Genomic DNA, 16,202 nt, shown 5'->3' on the forward strand with positions numbered 1-16,202 from the left:
CTACGACGTCGAGGTGGTGATCCCGCTTTCCACCCACACCGTGGCGCCGCTCTTGGAATAGACGGTGTAGCTGTCGCCGTTGAGGGTCTGGGTGCCGCCCGCGGTCCACGACCCGTCGGCGAAGACCACCGAATTGCCGCCCGAGCCGCCGATCACCAGGGTATCGGCGGTGTTCGACGCGCCGTTGGTGCCCTCGGTCATGGCCAGGATGTCGGCGGCGGTGAACTTGGCCGAGGCGCTCTGCCCCAGGTCGAGGACCTCGAACCGCTTCAGGATGTCGTCGCGCACGGCGGTGAGGTCGAGCTGGCCGTGCCACCACGACAGGGTGTCGGTGCCGCTGCCGCCATCGGCGAACAGGACGTTGGCGTTGCTCAGCGAGACGATGTCGTTGCCCGATTCGCCGAACAGCACGTCGCCGCCGGCGCTTGAGTACAGGGTGTCGTTGCCGCCGCCGCCCACCAGCGCGGCGTTCTGGGTCTCGCTGTAGAGGTAGTCGTCGCCGTCGCTCCAGCCGGACTTGACGGTGCGGGCGGAGACCGAGAGGCCGGTGGCCCCGAAGCTGGCGGCGTAGACGTAGTCGGCACCTTCTTGCCAAGCCGAGTCGAGGCCGGTGATCTCCGAGAAATAGCCGGTGGCGCTGTCCCAGGTGATGATCTGGTGGCTGGCGGTCGGCTTGTCCCCGTTGTAGTGGATGTCCAAGGTGCCGCCCAGGGTCAGCGTGCCGTCGAAATTGAGGGTGCTGACCACATCGTCGGTGCCGTCGTTGCCGACATAGGCCTTCAGCACCGAACCGGCGCCCAGGGTGACGTTGCCGTCGATGCCGAGGTCGCCCAGGAAGTCGGAATCGCCACCCATCAGGATGCCGTTGTTGGTAAAGCTGGCGCCGGTCACGTCCAGGGTGCCGAAGCCCTGGATGGTTCCGGTGTTGGTCAAGGTGGCGCCGGCGCGGTTGATGTCCAGAACGCCGTAGCCACCGATGTCGATGATGCCGGAATTGGCGAAGCTGGCTCCGGTGAACTGAAGCTCGGATTCGCCGTTGACCTTAACCGAACCGGTGTTGACCAGGTTGGCGTCGAGGACGGCGGTGCCGGACCCGCCCGCCTCCAGCCAGCCCTGGTTGGTCAGCGTCCCGGCGACGACCAGGGTGGAGGTCATGGCCATCCCGCCGGTTTCCAGCGAGATGATTCCGGTATTGGTCTCGGCATGGGTCACGGTCAGGCGCGCCGCCGTGCCCGAGGCGTAGACGGTCAGCTTGCCGGCCTCGGCGGCGGTGGCGCCGGTTGCGAGGTCGAGATCCGCCGAAACGGTGCTGTCGCCGGTCACCGTCATGGTGCCGCCCGCCAGCACCGCCAGGGTGCCCGAGCCGGCCAGGGTGCCGCCGTTCATGGAGCCGGCATTGGCCACCTCCAGTCGGCGGTTGAGGGTGGCGGTCTCGCCCGCCGTCAGCCCCATGGTCAGCTGACCGTCGATGGTGGTGGTGCCGGTGCCGCCCAAGGTGCCGCCGGCGAAGGTGAAGGTGCCGTCGATGTCCTGGGCGCCGGTGCCGGTGATGGTGCCGGTGCCGTCGAGGGTGACCACGCCATTGGTGTTGACGAAGCTGAAGCCGTTCAGCGTCAGGGTGCCGGTGCCGTTGACGGTGGCCATGCCGTCCAGGCGCAGCCCGTCCAGGGTGGCGCTGCCCGAGGCCAGGCTGGCATTGGCGCCGGTGCCGATGACTGCGCTGTCGGTGGCGCTGGGCGCGGTGCCGCCCCAATTGGCGGCATCGGTCAGGCTGCCGCTGGTGCCGCTCCAGGTGCGGCCGTTCTGAAGGGTGAAGGTGACGGTGACGGTGGTGGCGGTACCGCCCAGGCTGTAGGTCCAGTCCGTCCCCAGATTGTGGGTGACGCTGGCGAACGAGCCGCTGAGGGCGCCGGTGCTGGTCAGCACGGTATAGCTGCTGCCGTTGGTCGGCAGCGATTCCAGGAAGTTGAAGTTCAGCGTACCGCCCAGCACCACCGCGCCGGTGACGGACAGGGCGTCGGCGACCAGGGCGCCCGAATTGTTGCGCACGTCGATGGCCAGGGTCGAACCGCCGGCCAGGGTCAGGGTGCTGGCGGTGACGTTCAGGGTGCCGGTGACGGTGCCATCGACGCTGCCGGCATCGATGATGCCGCTGTTGGTGAAGGCATTGGCGCCGCGGCTGATGGTGCCGGAGCCGCTGATGGTGCCGGTATTGGTGAAGGTGGCGGCGCTGACGTTCAGGGTCGCCCCGGAATCGACGATGATGGTGCCGGTATTGCTGACGGTGCCGGTCAGCGCCAGGCCGGCTTCCAGACGCAGGGTGCCCTGGTTGGTGACGGTGCCGCCGGTGATGGTGGAATCCTGGTCGGCACCCGTCACCTTCAGGGTGCCGCCGGCCTGGTTGGTGATGGTGGCGCCGTTGGTCAGGGTGATTCCGGCATCGTAGGAATTGGCGGTGAGGTCCGAAATGACCATCGACCCGGCATTGGTGATGTCGGCGCCGTCGAAGGTGAGGTTGGTGGCGGTGTTGCCGTACTGGCCGAAGGTCAGGGTACCATTTGCCGCGTTAGTCAGGTCGGTCTGGAACGTGTCGTCGTTGCCGTTCAGATTCAGCACGCCGGCATTGGTGAATGTGGCGCCGGTGACCCGCACCGTGCCGCTCATCGCCAGGGCGTCATAGGTCGCATTGTGGGTGTAGCCGCCGGCGCCGATGACCAGGTCGTTGTTGCGCTGCAGGTCCAGCTGACCGCTGCCGGTCCAGATGGTCGAGGTGCCCGACAGCTGCACGGTGGCGCCCCCCACGCCTTCGCCGCCATAGGCGATCAGCGTTTCGCCCGATGCGATGGAGATATCGCCGCCCGAGATGGCGAAGGTGTGGCCCTCGTTGTTGATCTTCAGGGTCTGGTCGACCCAGATGTCGCCGCCGGCATTGGTGACGTTGCCGTTGATGGTGCGGGTGCCGTTGGTGCCGCGTGACCAGATGACGCCGCCGGCGGAATTGGTCAGCGTCGAATTGCTGCCCATGGTGATGTAGGCGCCGTTGCCGGAGGTCGCCCCGGCATTCTCGTCCAGCTGGATGGTGCCGGTGTTGGTCAGGCCGCTGTTGAAGGTGACTCCGCTCGACCCGGTGGTGGTCTGGAAGATGGCGAGGCTGGCGCCCGAGGCATTGACGAACAGGTTGTTGAAGATGTCGTCGGCATCGTCGAAGGCCAGCACGTCCTGGTTGGTGAAGGTGTCGCCGCTCACCACCACCGCGCCGTCGAAGTGGAAGGTGGCGGTGTTGCTGGCCAGCAGGGTGAAGCCGCCGGCCGCGACGGTGATGCATTCGGGGCCGTCGATCTCGATGGTGCCGCCGCCGGTCAGGTTCAGGGTGTTGCCGCCCAGCACCAGATCGCCGCCGGTACCGGCGTTGATGTACACGGTGCGCTCGGTGGACCAGGTGTTGATGGTGCCGCCGGTCAGGGCCAGGGTGCTGCCCTCGGTGTCGATGTACAGGCTGCCGGAATTCATCACGGCGCCGAGATTGATGGTGCCGCCCGACAGGGTGAAGGTGGCGCCGGCGCCGATATCGATGACGTTGGCATCGGCATAGCTGTTGCTGATCGAGGTGGTGTTGATGACGCCGCCCGCCAGGTTGGCCATGGTCGCCCCGCTGGCGACGCGCAGGGTGGCGAAACTGCCGGCGGTGGTCGATGACAGGGAGATGGTGCCCTGGTTGGTCAGCGACTTGGCGAAGGTGGCCCGGGTCTCGGTGTCGATGTCCTGCCCGATGGTGATGGTGCCGCCGGCGGCGTTCACCGTATTCATCTCGATGCGCGACCCCACCGAGCCGTCCTCGAAGGTGATGGTGCCCTGGTTGGTCAAGGTGCCGTCGCCGCTCACCAGCCCGAAATCCTGGCCGATATAGGTGCCGCTCGCCGCGATGGTGGCGTCGCCGCCCACCGTCAAGGTGCCGTCGTTCATGGTCGTGCTGTTGGCGCCCAGCGCCAGGTCGCCACCGACCACCAGTTCACCGGAAAGCATGATCGAGCCGGCATTGCTGACGTCGCCGAAGGTGGTCAGCTTGGCCGCGGTGGTGGACCAGCCGATCATCACCGATCCGGTCTGCCCCACACTCATGCTGGCGGCATATTCGTTGGCGTTGGTGACCGGCGCCAGGCTCAGGCTGCCATTCACCGTCAGAGCGGTTTCGCTGCCGACGCCGCCCTCGGTCTCGGCGGTCGTCCAGGTCATGGCCCCGCCATCGACGGTATAGGCCGCCACGCCGTTTTCGGGCGTCACCGTGACGGTGACGGTGCGGGTGGTCTTGGTGGCGGCCGGATTGGCGCTCTCGATGGCGGTCAGCTCGAAGCTGTCGGTGCCCGACCAGTCGGCGGCCGGGGTGTAGGTCAGGCTGGAGCCGTCGGTGGCCAGCACCACGGTGCCGCCATTGGCGGTGGTCAGGGTGACGGTGGTGCTGACGGTGGCGCCGCCGGTCAGGCCATAGGTCAGGCCGCCCTGGGCGGTGTCCACATCCAGGGCGAAGGCGCGGCCGTGATAGCTGGAATCCTCGCGGATGGAGATGACGTCGTCGTAGGAGGCGGGCTTCAGATTGGTCGCCGCCACCGCACCGGTGACGGTGGCCGAGGCGCCGCCCGCCACGCTGTTGGGGGCGGTGGTCCCGGACAGGTCATCGAGGATCCAATTGGCCACCAGACCGGGCTCGTCGCTGCCGGCGCGGGTGTTCATCAGCGTCTGGATGTCGCTCTGGCTGCGTGCGGTCTCCCAGATGCGGACGTCGGCGATGACGCCCTTGAACGTCTCGGTGGGCGCTGCGGCGGTGTAGCCGATGCTGGTGGTGCCGGCCGGCAGGTTCGGCTCGGTGGTGACGGTGCCGTCGGTCGCGGTCAGCGTGGCCGCGACGCCGTCCACGTACAGCTTCCAGGTCCCGCCCTCGCGCACCACGGCGTAGTGCTGCCACAGGCCGGTGGTGACGGTGATGCCGGCGGCGGTCAGGAGGGCCTTTCCGCCGACGATGATGGCGGGGTGATCGTTGGCGTCCAGCATGACGCCCCAGCCCGAGGCGTTGGAGGTGCCGTTGTAGACGATCATCTGGCTGCCGCCGTCGTCGGTGGTGCGCATGGCCCACGCCTCGACGGTGAGATTGTCGGTGGCGGTCGAGGCCACGGCGGCGGTGGCGACCACGTCGGTGTCGGCGGCGAAGCGGATGCCCTTGCCCGGCGGGTTGATCCGGATCGGGTCGTCGGCTCCGGCCCCGGCGGCGGCGCCGAGTTGGAGGTTCAGGGTACCGTTGGTGGGGTACACCAGCCCGTCACCGACGTGCTCCATGGTCCAGTTGCCGACCAGGTGGTCGGTGGCCTCGGGAACCTTCTCGCGCCAGTTCTCGGCCACTTCCGCGCCGGTGCGGGTGTCGTTCCACAGGCGCACATTGTCGAGCTGGCCGTGCCAGCCGCTGGTGGCGGTGGAATTGCCGACAATGAAGCTCTGATCGGTCGCCGAGAAGGACGTAAAGCCGGTAGTGGTGCCGGCCACCCGCACGCCGTCGGCGTAGACCACCAGGGTGCCGTTGTCGAAAGCAACCGAGATGTGCTTCCAGGCGGCGGTGGCCGACGAGATCACCGTCACGCCGGTGTTGAGCTCGGTGAAGTTGGTGCCGTCGGTGCTCCAGGCCACCCGCAGGGTGCTGTCGGTCTGGACGTAGGCGACCAGGCGGTGATTGTTGGTGCCGTCGCTGAGGCCGAACAGGTCGTGACGGGCACCGGAGACGAATGGGCCGAGGTTGGCGGCCAGCTCGACGGTGAAGCGGTTGCCGATGGTCCCGTTGGCCAGGGTCGCCATCGCCTTGTCGTTGCCGTCGAACTGCAGCGCGCCGCCGGCGGCGTTGATGCCCTGCATCTCGGTGGTGTCATCGACGGTGACGGTGATGGTCTCGGTGACGCTCACCCCACGTCTGGAGCCGGCGACAATGAAGCTGTCGGTGCCGGCGAAGCCGGTGTTGGGGACGTAAGTGTAGCTGCCGTCGCCATTGACCCACACCTTGCCGCCGCCGCCGGCGGTGGTGGCATTGGTCTGGGTGGTCCAGGTGATGGCGGCGCCGTCGTCGTCGCCCAGCAGCACGCCGGCCAGGGTCTGCCCCTCGCCGATCTCCGCCTGGTCGGTGATGGCGGGGCCGGACTGGATGGTGAAGGTGGGCGCGCCGGTGATGGTGGCGTTGAGGGCGGCGGACGACAGATCGTCGATGGCGCCTGCCGCATTGGTGCCGTCCAGGCGCCAGTAGCCGGCCAGCCCGGTCTCGATGCCGTCGGGCCGCTCGGCCATGGAAGCCCGGACCTCGCCTTCGCTCAGCGCCCTGGTCCACACCGAGACGTCGCTGATGGCCCCCAGGAAGGTCTGGTCGCCCAGGCCCGTGGCGCCGCCGATGGTGGTGACGCCGGTGGGGGTGACCGGAACGGCGGTGGTGGTACCGGTCAGGGTCGCGGCGACCCCGTCCACGTAAAGCGTCCACGCGGTGCCGTCGCGGACGATGGCGTAATGGTGCCACTCGCCGGTACCGATGGTGACGCCGTTGGCGACCAGATTGGCGCTGCCGCTGGCCCACATTGCCGGATGGCCCTGGTAGAGGGTCAGGCCGTAGCCGTTGGCGGAGCCGGGCGAGCCGTTGTAGAAGACGATCTGCGACGCCGACGGATTGGCGGTATCCAGGCGCGCCCACGCCTCCATGGTCACCGTGCCGGTGGTGCTGGTGGCCAGGGCGGCGGTGGCGGCGAATTGATTGGTGGCGGTGAAGACCAGCGCCCGCTCCGGCGGGTCGATCACCACCGGCGTGGTGCTGACCCCGCCGGCCGCCAGGTTGAGGATGGTGTCGCCGCCGGCATTGTCATCGACCACCGAGCCGCCGGCATCGTCGAAGGTCCAGTTGGCGGTCAGGCCCTGTTCGGACCCGGTCAGGGTCTTGTCGTAATTGTCGGCGATCTCCTCGGCCGTGCGCACGTCCGACCAGATGCGGATGTCGTCCAGCTGGCCGCCGAAATTGTTGGTGCCGTCGGGGAACACCGCACGGCCGATCTCCAGCACGCCGGTGCCGATGAAATCGCCGGTGGCGACGTTGCGCGCCACCTCGACGCCATTCTTGTACAGGATGCGAACATTGGTCGTGGCATCGTAGGTGCCGGCCCAGTGCGCCCACTGGCCGACGCCGTTGGTGGAGTCGGTGTAGGTCAGGTCATCGTAGGCAAAGCCGAAATTGAACTGGTTCCCGGCGAAGTAGCCGACATGGAGCAGCCCGTCATTCGGCACCACCCCGGTGGACTGGCCGCCGATGCTGAGGACCAGGTCGGCGTTGGTCGCGGCTGCGCGATTGGCCCAGAACTCCCAACTGAACGACTGGCCGTTCAGGGCAACGGCGGTGGCGGTGGTGGAGGCGTAGTCGTTGCTGCCGTCCAGCTTCAACTGGCCGCCGGCATCGCGGACGCCGATCTCGATGTCGCTGGCGCCCTTGACGGTGATGGTCCTGGTGACGGTGTTCTGGCCGTCGCTGGCGATCACCACGAAGCTGTCGTCGCCGGCATAGCCGTTGGTGCCCTGGTAGGTGAAGCGGCCATCCGGTGTCACGGTGACGGTGCCGTGCGCGGTGGCCTGGGCATTCATCGTCGTCCAGGTCAGATTGTCGCCCACCAACGGGTCCCAGGCGGCCAGGCGGCCGGTATAGGTGACGCCGGGCTCGACATGGATGGTGTCGTCCACCACGTCGGGCATGGTGGCGACAATGGTCGGGCCGTTATTGGCCGTGCCGGAATTGGTGCCTGTGGCGTCGGGCACCGTGGTGCCGGTGGCATCGCCCAGCAGCCAGTTGCCGACCAGGCCCGATTCGTTGCCGGCCAGCCGGTCGTACATGGTGGACTTGATGTCGGCCAGGGTCCTTGCCGTGTTCCACAGCCGGGTGTCGGCGATGTCGCCGGCGAAGGCCTGCGAGGAATCCGCCCCCGACGTGGTGTTGCCCAGGGTCATGCCGGTATTGGTCACGGGGGTGGATGCCACCGTGTTGACCAGGACGCCGTCGATGTACAGGGTCGCGGTACCCGAGGCGAAGGTCATGGCGGCGTGGTGCCACACGCCGTCGGCGACGTTGACCCCGCTCTGGATGGTTGGCCAGGAACTGCCGTTATAGGTCTCGGCCCACAGGGTGCCGTCCGAGCGGACTGCCAGCGCGAAGGGCTGGCTGTGGATGATGCGGTTGGCGACGCCAGAGATGTCGGTGGTCCGGAACCAGGTCTCCACCGTCCAGGCCGAGGTGTGGTAGGCGGCGTTGTCGGCGATGGAGACGGTGTCGTTCACCCCGTCGAAGCGCATGGCGGTGCCGGGCGGCGCGGCGATGGAGATGCCGTTGTTGATCAGCGCGTTGTTGGTGCCGGCCTGGTCGTCCAGCGGGTTGTCGCCGTCGAAGGTCCAGTTGGCCAGCAGGCCGGCTTCGTCGCCGCTCAGGGTGGTCTGGTAATTGGCCTCGATCTCGGCGGCGCTGCGCACGTCCGACCAGATGCGGACATCATCGACGCTGCCGCTGAAGGCGGTGGTATCCCACGTGGTCTTGCCGATGTACAGCGTGCCGGTGCCGGTGTAGTCGCGGTCGGTGACGTTGAAGGTGTTGTCGCGCGCTACCTCGACCCCGTTCATGTACAGGATGCGGGTGTTGCTGACGGCATCGTAGGTGCCGGCCCAGTGGATCCACTCGCCGACGCCGGTGCTCCCCCCCGGAATGGCGACGTTCAAGTCCACGCCGTAGAACGAGTACGTGAAGCTGCTGCCGGCGCCGTAGCCGATCTGCAGGCCGGTCCCGACGCCGGCGGTGCCCTGGCCGAGGACGTAGTCCATGCCGGAGCTGGTGGCGCGGTTGGCCCAGAACTCCCAGCTGAACGACTTGCCGCTCAGGTCGATGGTACCGGCGGCGGTGGCGTAGTCGGTGGTGCCGTTCAGGCTGGCGAAGCGGCTTTCCTGGGTGGCGCCGTCGATTTCCGTGCTGTTGGTCACGGTGACGGTGAAGGTCTTGCTGCTGGTGGTGGTGCCGTCGCTGGCCTGGACGGTGAAGGTGTCGCCGCCGACATAGCCGGGTTTGGGAATGTACAGGAAGGTGCCGTCGGCATTGATGGCCAGGCGGCCGTTGGTCGGCGCGGTGGTGGTGTTGAAGGTGACGGCCGGCCCGGTATCGGGGTCGTATGCGATCAGCTGGCCGCCCAGCGGGGTGTCCTCAAGGGTGGTCAGTGCGGTGCCGACCTCGGGCACCGCATCCACCACCACCGTCTTGGTGGCGGTGAGGTCGCCCACCGCGTTGTCGATGAGACCGCCGCCGCCCGAGCCCTCGTCCAGCTTCCAGTAGCGCAGCAGGCCGCTCTCGCCACCGGTCAGGCGCACCGCCATGTTGTCTGAAATGTTCGTCTGGCTTCGGGCCGTGTTCCACACCCGCACGTCGGCCAACTGACCGTTCAGGAAATTGGCGGCGGTGCCGCTGGAGTTCAGGCTGGTGCCCAGGGCCCACGACATGGACGGATCGTCGTACAGCGATCCGGTGAACGCGGACGAACCGGCCAGGGTGCCGTTGACGTAGATCTTGGCGGTGGCGCCGTCATAGGTGGCGGCCACATGGTACCAGTTGGTTGCGGTGAGCGGCGAACCGACCGCGCTGGCGCTGGTCCCCGAGCCGTTCATCAAGGTCAGCCGGACGATGCCGCTGGAATCGACGGTCACGTCGAAGCTGCCGCCTCCATGGGCGAACAGCGTCTGGGTGCCGGACAGCGGCGAATCGAGCCTCACCCAGCCCTCGACGGTGATGGCGTTGCCGATGCCGGCGATGTCGCCCAGCAGCACCTTGTCGTTGGTGCCGTCGAAATCCAGCACCACGCCGGCGCTGGCCAGGGACAGGCCGGTCGGGTTGGTCCAGGTGGCGCCATCCACCAGCGCCGAGCCCACCAGGTTCTCGGCCCCGGTCTCGCCCAGGCGCCAATAGCCCATCAGGTCGGGCTCGTGGCCGCTGAGCTGGGCGTTCATGCCCTCGGCGATGTCGCCCGGGCTCAGGGCCCGGTTCCAGATGCTGGCCTCGGCGATCAGGCCGGTGAAGCCGTCGCTGGCGCCGTCCGAGCCGATGGCGACGGTCGCCCCGGACACCACGGTGGGGGCGGTGCCGGCGCCCGACGAGATGGCGACCTCGGCGCCGTCCACGTAGATGTGCCAGGTGTTGCCGGTATAGGTGGCCGCCACGTGCTGCCAGGTGTCGGCCTGGGCGGTGATATTGGTGGTGACCGCGCTCGCCCCGGCGGCGACGCAGACCTTGCCAGTGGCGTCCAGGTACAGGCCGAAGCCGCTGCTGCCCGGGTCGCCGTTATGGACGATGACCTGCTTGGCCAGGGTGCCGTCCCACTTGATCCAGGCGCCGACGCTGACGTCGGTCAGGCTGGTGGTCGCCACGGCGTTGCTGACCAGGCCGGTGCCGCCGGTGAACTGCATGCCGATGGCCGGCGGAGTCTTGGCAATCGGGTGCAGATTGCCGGCCCCCAGGTCCATGACGTTGTCGGTGCCGGCGCGGTCGGCCACCGTGGCGGCGTCCGCGTCCAGGTTGTCGAAGGTCCAGTTGGCCAGCAGGCCGCTTTCGTTGCCGACCGGCACCGCGTTCTTGTTGGCGGCGATCTGGGCCGGAGTGCGGGCGGTGGTCCACATCCGCACGTCGTCCAGGCTGCCGCTGAACGAGTCGGTCGCACCGTCGTACATTCGCCCGAAGGTCCAGGCATCCAGCGCGTCGGCGGGAATCTCCAGGGTGGTGGTGGCGGTTTTCACCACGGCGCCGTCGGCCAGCAGGCGCAGGGTGGTGATGCCGGCGCTGCGTTCCCAGCTGATGGCGACGTGATGCCACGACCCGTCGGCCCAGGCGTCGCTGCCGGCATAGGTGAGGGCGGTGCTGCCCTCCTGGCTCCAGCCGCCGTAGCGGAAGTGCAGGCCTTCGTCGTTGTGGACCGACAGATAGAGGGCGTTGTCGGTGACGTAGCTCAGCCCGTTGCCGACCAGCGCCTCGTCCTGGGTGGTGTTCCAGCTGCCTTCCTGCACCCACATCTCGATGGTGCCGGAACTGGCCGACATCTGCGCATTGGTGGTGGCGATGTCGTCGGCGAAATTCAGGATTCCGGTGCGCGACCCGGCGCCCAGGAAGGTGTAGCCGTCATTGACCGGCGCCACCGTGACCATCATCGGCACATAGCCGACATTGCCGTTCGGATCGGTGACGGCGACCTCGAAATGGTCGATGCCGGCGTAATTGGCCGCCGGCGTGTAGGTGTAGCTGCCGTTGGCGGCGATGGTGACGGTGCCGTGGGCGGGATGTTCCGCAACGGCGTAGGTCAGGCTGGCGGCGGCGGCCTCGTCGGTGACCGGCAGGGCGCCGGTCAGCGGCGTGTCCTCGGTGGCGTAGAGGCCGGCCACCGTCTCGACCGCCAGATCGTCCAGCGACAGAATGTGGTTCGCGGTGGTGTATTCTCGGTTGGTCACGACCACGTAGCTGGTGGCCGGCGCATAGGTCGAGGTCGCGGTCAGGCTGGCCGAATTGGCGGCGTCGTTTTCCTGGACGATATTGAAGGTGACGGCGCTGCCGGTGTCGGTGATGGAGAACCGGTATTTCATGCCGGCGGTCCAGGTCAGCGTTGTGTCGCCGGTCACGCCGGTGACCGAGGCGCCACCCAGGCCGATGATGTTCACCGTCCCGTCATAGTGCGCCTGCACGTTGATGCCGTCGGTGGGGAAGCCGTAATTGGCGTTGTCCGGCGTGGCGGCGGTGCGCAGCACAACCGAAAGGATGTCATCGGCGCCGGCGGTGAAGGTGCCCCACACCACCAGCGGATTGGCTGAGGTGCCGGCGAACTGGTCGGTGGTGCGCAGGAACTCGCGGTTCTGGATAATCGCCTTGTCGCCCGCCACGGTGACGGAATCCCGATCCGGGTCGTAGGTGTCATAGCCCTCGACCACCGTCCAAAGGTCGGTGTCCAGCGAGGCGGCGCTGAAGTCGTCGGCCGCCATCCGCACCCCGGCCGAAGACGGCGCATCATCGACCGCCGCCACGGTGACGGTGGCGGTCTGGGTCGCCGCGCTGAAGGCGGTCCTGCCGCCCGTCGCGGTGATGTCATAGGTCTGACCGCCGCCGCCGACGGTCATGTCCCAGGCGCGGTAGGTGAAGGTGGCGGTGCCGCTGTACTCGGCGTTGGGCACGAAGCGCACCTTGGTGGCCGAGGTCAGCAGCAGCGCGGCGCTTTCCGCCACCGCCGGGAAGCCGGTCCAGGTGGTGCCCGAATCGATGCTGTACTGCCAGCTGCCGTTGGCGGTGGCGGCGCCGACCACGGCGATGCCCATGGTCATCGACCCGTCGGCGTCCGTGGCCCGGTAGGCGCCGCCATCGGTCATGCCGACCATGGCGGCGACGGTGGTGCCGGAATTGACGTCCGGGTCCTCATCAATGGTCGGCAGGGTGTAGCCGGCGGTCAGCACCGGCGCGTCGTTCACCGGGACGGCGTTGACGATGATGCTCCTGGTCGCGGTGCCGCCCAGGGAATCGATCGCCGTCACCGTGAAGGTGTCGCTCATGTTGGACATGAACGGCCAGTTGGCCATGGGCGTGTAGGTCCACGCGCCGTCCTGCGCCAGCGTCACCGAACCGTGCAGGGGGGCGAGGCTGACGCTGAGGGTCGGCGTGCCGCCGTCGCCGTTGGTGATGGCCAGCGCGCCCGAGACCGAGCCGTCCTCCATCACCACCCGCTGGGCGCCGTCGGCCAGCAGGGTGTTCTGCCAGACCGGGTTTTCGCTGCCCGCGCCCAGGGTCATGGGGTGGTTGCCGCTGGTCTGGTCGGCCATGGTGGTGCCGGAGCCGTCGTCCATGCGCCAGTAGCCGGCCAGCCCGGTCTCGGCGCCGGTCAGCTGGTTGTCCATGTCCGCCTTGATCTGGGCGGCGCTGCGCGCCACCGTCCACACCCGCAGCTCATCAACCATGCCGACGAACGAGGCGGTGTCGGTGGTGTTGATCGTGGTGCCGATGCCGGTGGCGCCGGTGGCGGTGGTCAGGGCGGCGGCGGTATTGCCCGACACGGTCTGCTGGACGCCGTCCACGAACAGCTTCCAGGCGGTGCCGTCATAGGTGGCGGCGACGTGCTGCCAGGCGTTGTCCGAGGTCTTGAGGTTGGACAGCAGCAGGGTGCCGCCGACCCGGATGCCGAGGCAGCCGTCGGGGCCGACCACCAGGCCGAAGCCGTTGGAGCCGAAGGTGCCGTTATAGGCGATCACCTTCTCGGCGGTGCCGATCGCGGCGCCCTTGACCAGCGCCTCGATGGTGACGTTGGTGGTGGCGGTGACCACCAGGGCGGCGGTTTCGGCGTGCTTGGAGACCCCCAGCGACAGGGCCGAGGTGCCGCCCGCCGCCGGCGCCGCCAGGGCCGGGCTGTCCAGGACCGGCTCGACCTTGATGGCCAGGGTGCGGGTGGCGACGGCGCCGCCCTCGTCGGTGACGTTGACGGTGAAGGTGTCGGTGCCGCTGAAATTGGCGTTGGGGGTATAGCTGACCAAGCCGCCGGCGGTGACCGACAAGGTGCCGTTGGCGGTGGTCGAGGCCACCGCGAAGGTGGCGGTGGGGGTGACGTCGTTGGGGTCGTTGAAGGCCAGTTGGTGCGTCACCTGGCCGCCATCCTCGGTGGCGCTGAAGGTGACCGCCGGGGCCAGCTCGCCGAAGCGCTGCAGCGCGTTCGAGGCGGAGTTGACGATGCTGGCCACCGTGGTGCCGCTGACGTCGGCGAAGGTGTAGCCGGCGGCCAGGCCGGTGGTCGAGCTCGAGATGCCGTCCAGGTCGTCCTGGATCTGCGCCGCCGTGCGGACGCTGTCCCAGATGCGGATTTCGTCCAGGCTGCCGCGCATGGACTTGGTCGGGTCGAAGCCGCCGCCGGCGAAGGCCTGGTCCTGGCCGATCACCAGGGTGCCGCCGCCGCCGATGGTCTGGCCGGTGCCGAGGCCGGTGACGGTGCCCGAGGACACCCCGTCCACGTACAGCGTCGCGGTGCCGCCGGTGTTGCTCCAGGTCAGCGCCAGATGGTGCCAGGCGCCCGAGGCGACGGTGACGGCCGGGGCGAAGGGCGCCGTGCTGCCCTCGATGGCGGCGCGGATCTCGCCGGTGTCGGTGGCGAACAGCGCCAGCTTGCCGCCGTCGGGGGCGACATAGGACAGGATGGTGGACCGCTGGCCGCCGCCGATGGCGTCGAACTTCGCCCACGCCTCGACGGTGATGCCGGTGCCGCTGGAGATGCCGGCCAGGGCGTCGTTCTTCAGGTAGGTCTCGGAGCCGGTGAAGACGGCGCCGAGCCCTTCGGGGGCCTGGACCACCATGGGCGGATTCGGGGTGACGTCGGTGATGCCGTCGAAGTGCAGGGCACCGGGCGGCGTCAGCTTGCCGGTCAGCTTGATCAGGGTGGTGTCGAAGCTGGTTCCGGTCCCGGCGCCCTTGACGTACAGCCACCCGTCGGTGCCGTCGGTGACGTGGTACAGACGGTTGGCGGCGCCGCTGGCGACGATGTCGGCGATGGTGGCCGTAAGCCCGCCGGCGTTCCAGGCGAACGAGGCGCTGGAATCGTAGGTGATGCCGGCCATGCCCTGGAATTTGACGATGTCGGCACCGTTGGCGCCGCCGAAATCGGCGATGGTGTCGGTGGCGGCGGCGGTGGACTGGGTATTGCCGGTATAGATGAAGGTGTCGGCGCCCATGCCGCCGGTGAGCAGGTCGGCACCGGCCCCGCCGGTGAAGGTGTCGGCGCCCATGCCGCCGGTCAGGGTGTCGGCCAGGGCGCCGCCCAGCACGGTCAGCGCGGCCGAGGTCTCGGCGGCGCCGTTGAGGATCAGCGACCCATTGGCGAGGACGGTGCCGTCGATGGTCAGGCCGGCGCTGTTGCTGGCATCGTGCAGGGTGATGTTATAGGGGCCGGTGTAGGTTGTCAGCGCCCAGTTTTCCCAATTGATCAGCCCGGCGGTCTCGGTGGCGTCCAGCACCTGGGTGCTATAGGTCGAGAGGAACAGGGTGTCATTGCCGGCACCGCCGTCGAAGGCGCGGCCGGTGGTGTTGTTGAGGATGGCGGCCTCGACGAACACGCGGTCGTCGCCGCCGCCGCCGACCAGCGATTCCACATTGGTGACGGCCACCTGCACGCCGCCGGCCGCAAGCAGCACCGTATCGGTGCCCGCGCCGCCATCCACCTGGTCGATGCCCGCGCCGATATTCAGGATGTCGTTGCCGGTCGTTCCGGTCAGCATGGCATCCGGCCCAAGCACCGGATTGCCCGAGGCATCGAAGCGGCGGGAGAAAATGCCGCTGTCACTGGTATCCTGGAATCCGCTGGGCCAAGCGACCACGAAGCCGCCATCATCCAGCGCGGCCACCGAAACGGACGGATAACCCTGATCTTCCGGGCCATAGGTGTTGACGAGGAATTCGGGACCCTGCGCGGTTCCGGCGGCGTCGTAACGTTGGCCGTAGATGTTGTAGCCGCCGCTGTTGCCGCTGCCCGCGACACCCCGCCAGACCATGACGAAACCGCCATCCGCCAGCGCCGTCACCGAGGGGTATGCCTCACTGTGTCTGTTCGGCATCACGAACTCGGCGCCCACGGGCGCCCCGGCGGCGTTAAAGCAACGGCCGACCACGTCGTTATCTGTGCCGGTGGGATTGCTGTACCAGGTGACCACGAAGCCGCCGCCCGACAGGCCGGCAACCGCCGGGTCAAACTGACGGCCTGCCGTCGTCGCGTTGATCGGGAATTCCGCCCCCTGGGCGATTCCGGCGGCACTATAGCGCTGTCCGTAGATGCCGTAATCCGCGCCATCCTGCAGATTGCTGTGCCAGACCACCACGAAGCCGTTGTCGGACAAGCCCGAAATGGCCGGGTAATCCTGGATGTCGGCGGTGGTGGTGTTGACTCGGAACTCGTCGGCGCCGGTGGTCGTGCCGGCCCGGCTGACCGCCACGCCCGAAGCGTTGAAGCGCTGGCTGTAGATCCCGTAGGACGAGCCATCCTGCCCGTTGCTGGCCCACGTCGCCAGGAAGCCGCCGTCGGACAAGGCCGTCGTCGAACTAAAGCTCTGGTGGTTGAGCGTATATGGGTTGACCCGGAACTCGGCCCCTTGGGCGGTTCCGGCAGCGTTAA

The 16,202-nt window shown here is 68.2% G+C and carries 1 protein-coding gene (only partly in view); it reads right to left on the bottom strand.

Annotated features, from left to right (window positions below; all coding sequences use genetic code 11):
• Nucleotides 1-16,202: the end of a LamG-like jellyroll fold domain-containing protein gene (locus MTBUT4_RS19835; RefSeq protein ID WP_173980338.1), read on the bottom strand. Its footprint extends 20,113 nt past the window's final position; the window shows 16,202 of its 36,315 coding nt (coding positions 20,114-36,315); its start codon lies off the right edge, out of view — the gene reads right to left on this strand; it ends in the stop codon at nt 1-3.

It is taken from the genome of Magnetospirillum sp. UT-4 (assembly GCF_902729435.1).
GTDB lineage: Bacteria > Pseudomonadota > Alphaproteobacteria > Rhodospirillales > Magnetospirillaceae > Magnetospirillum.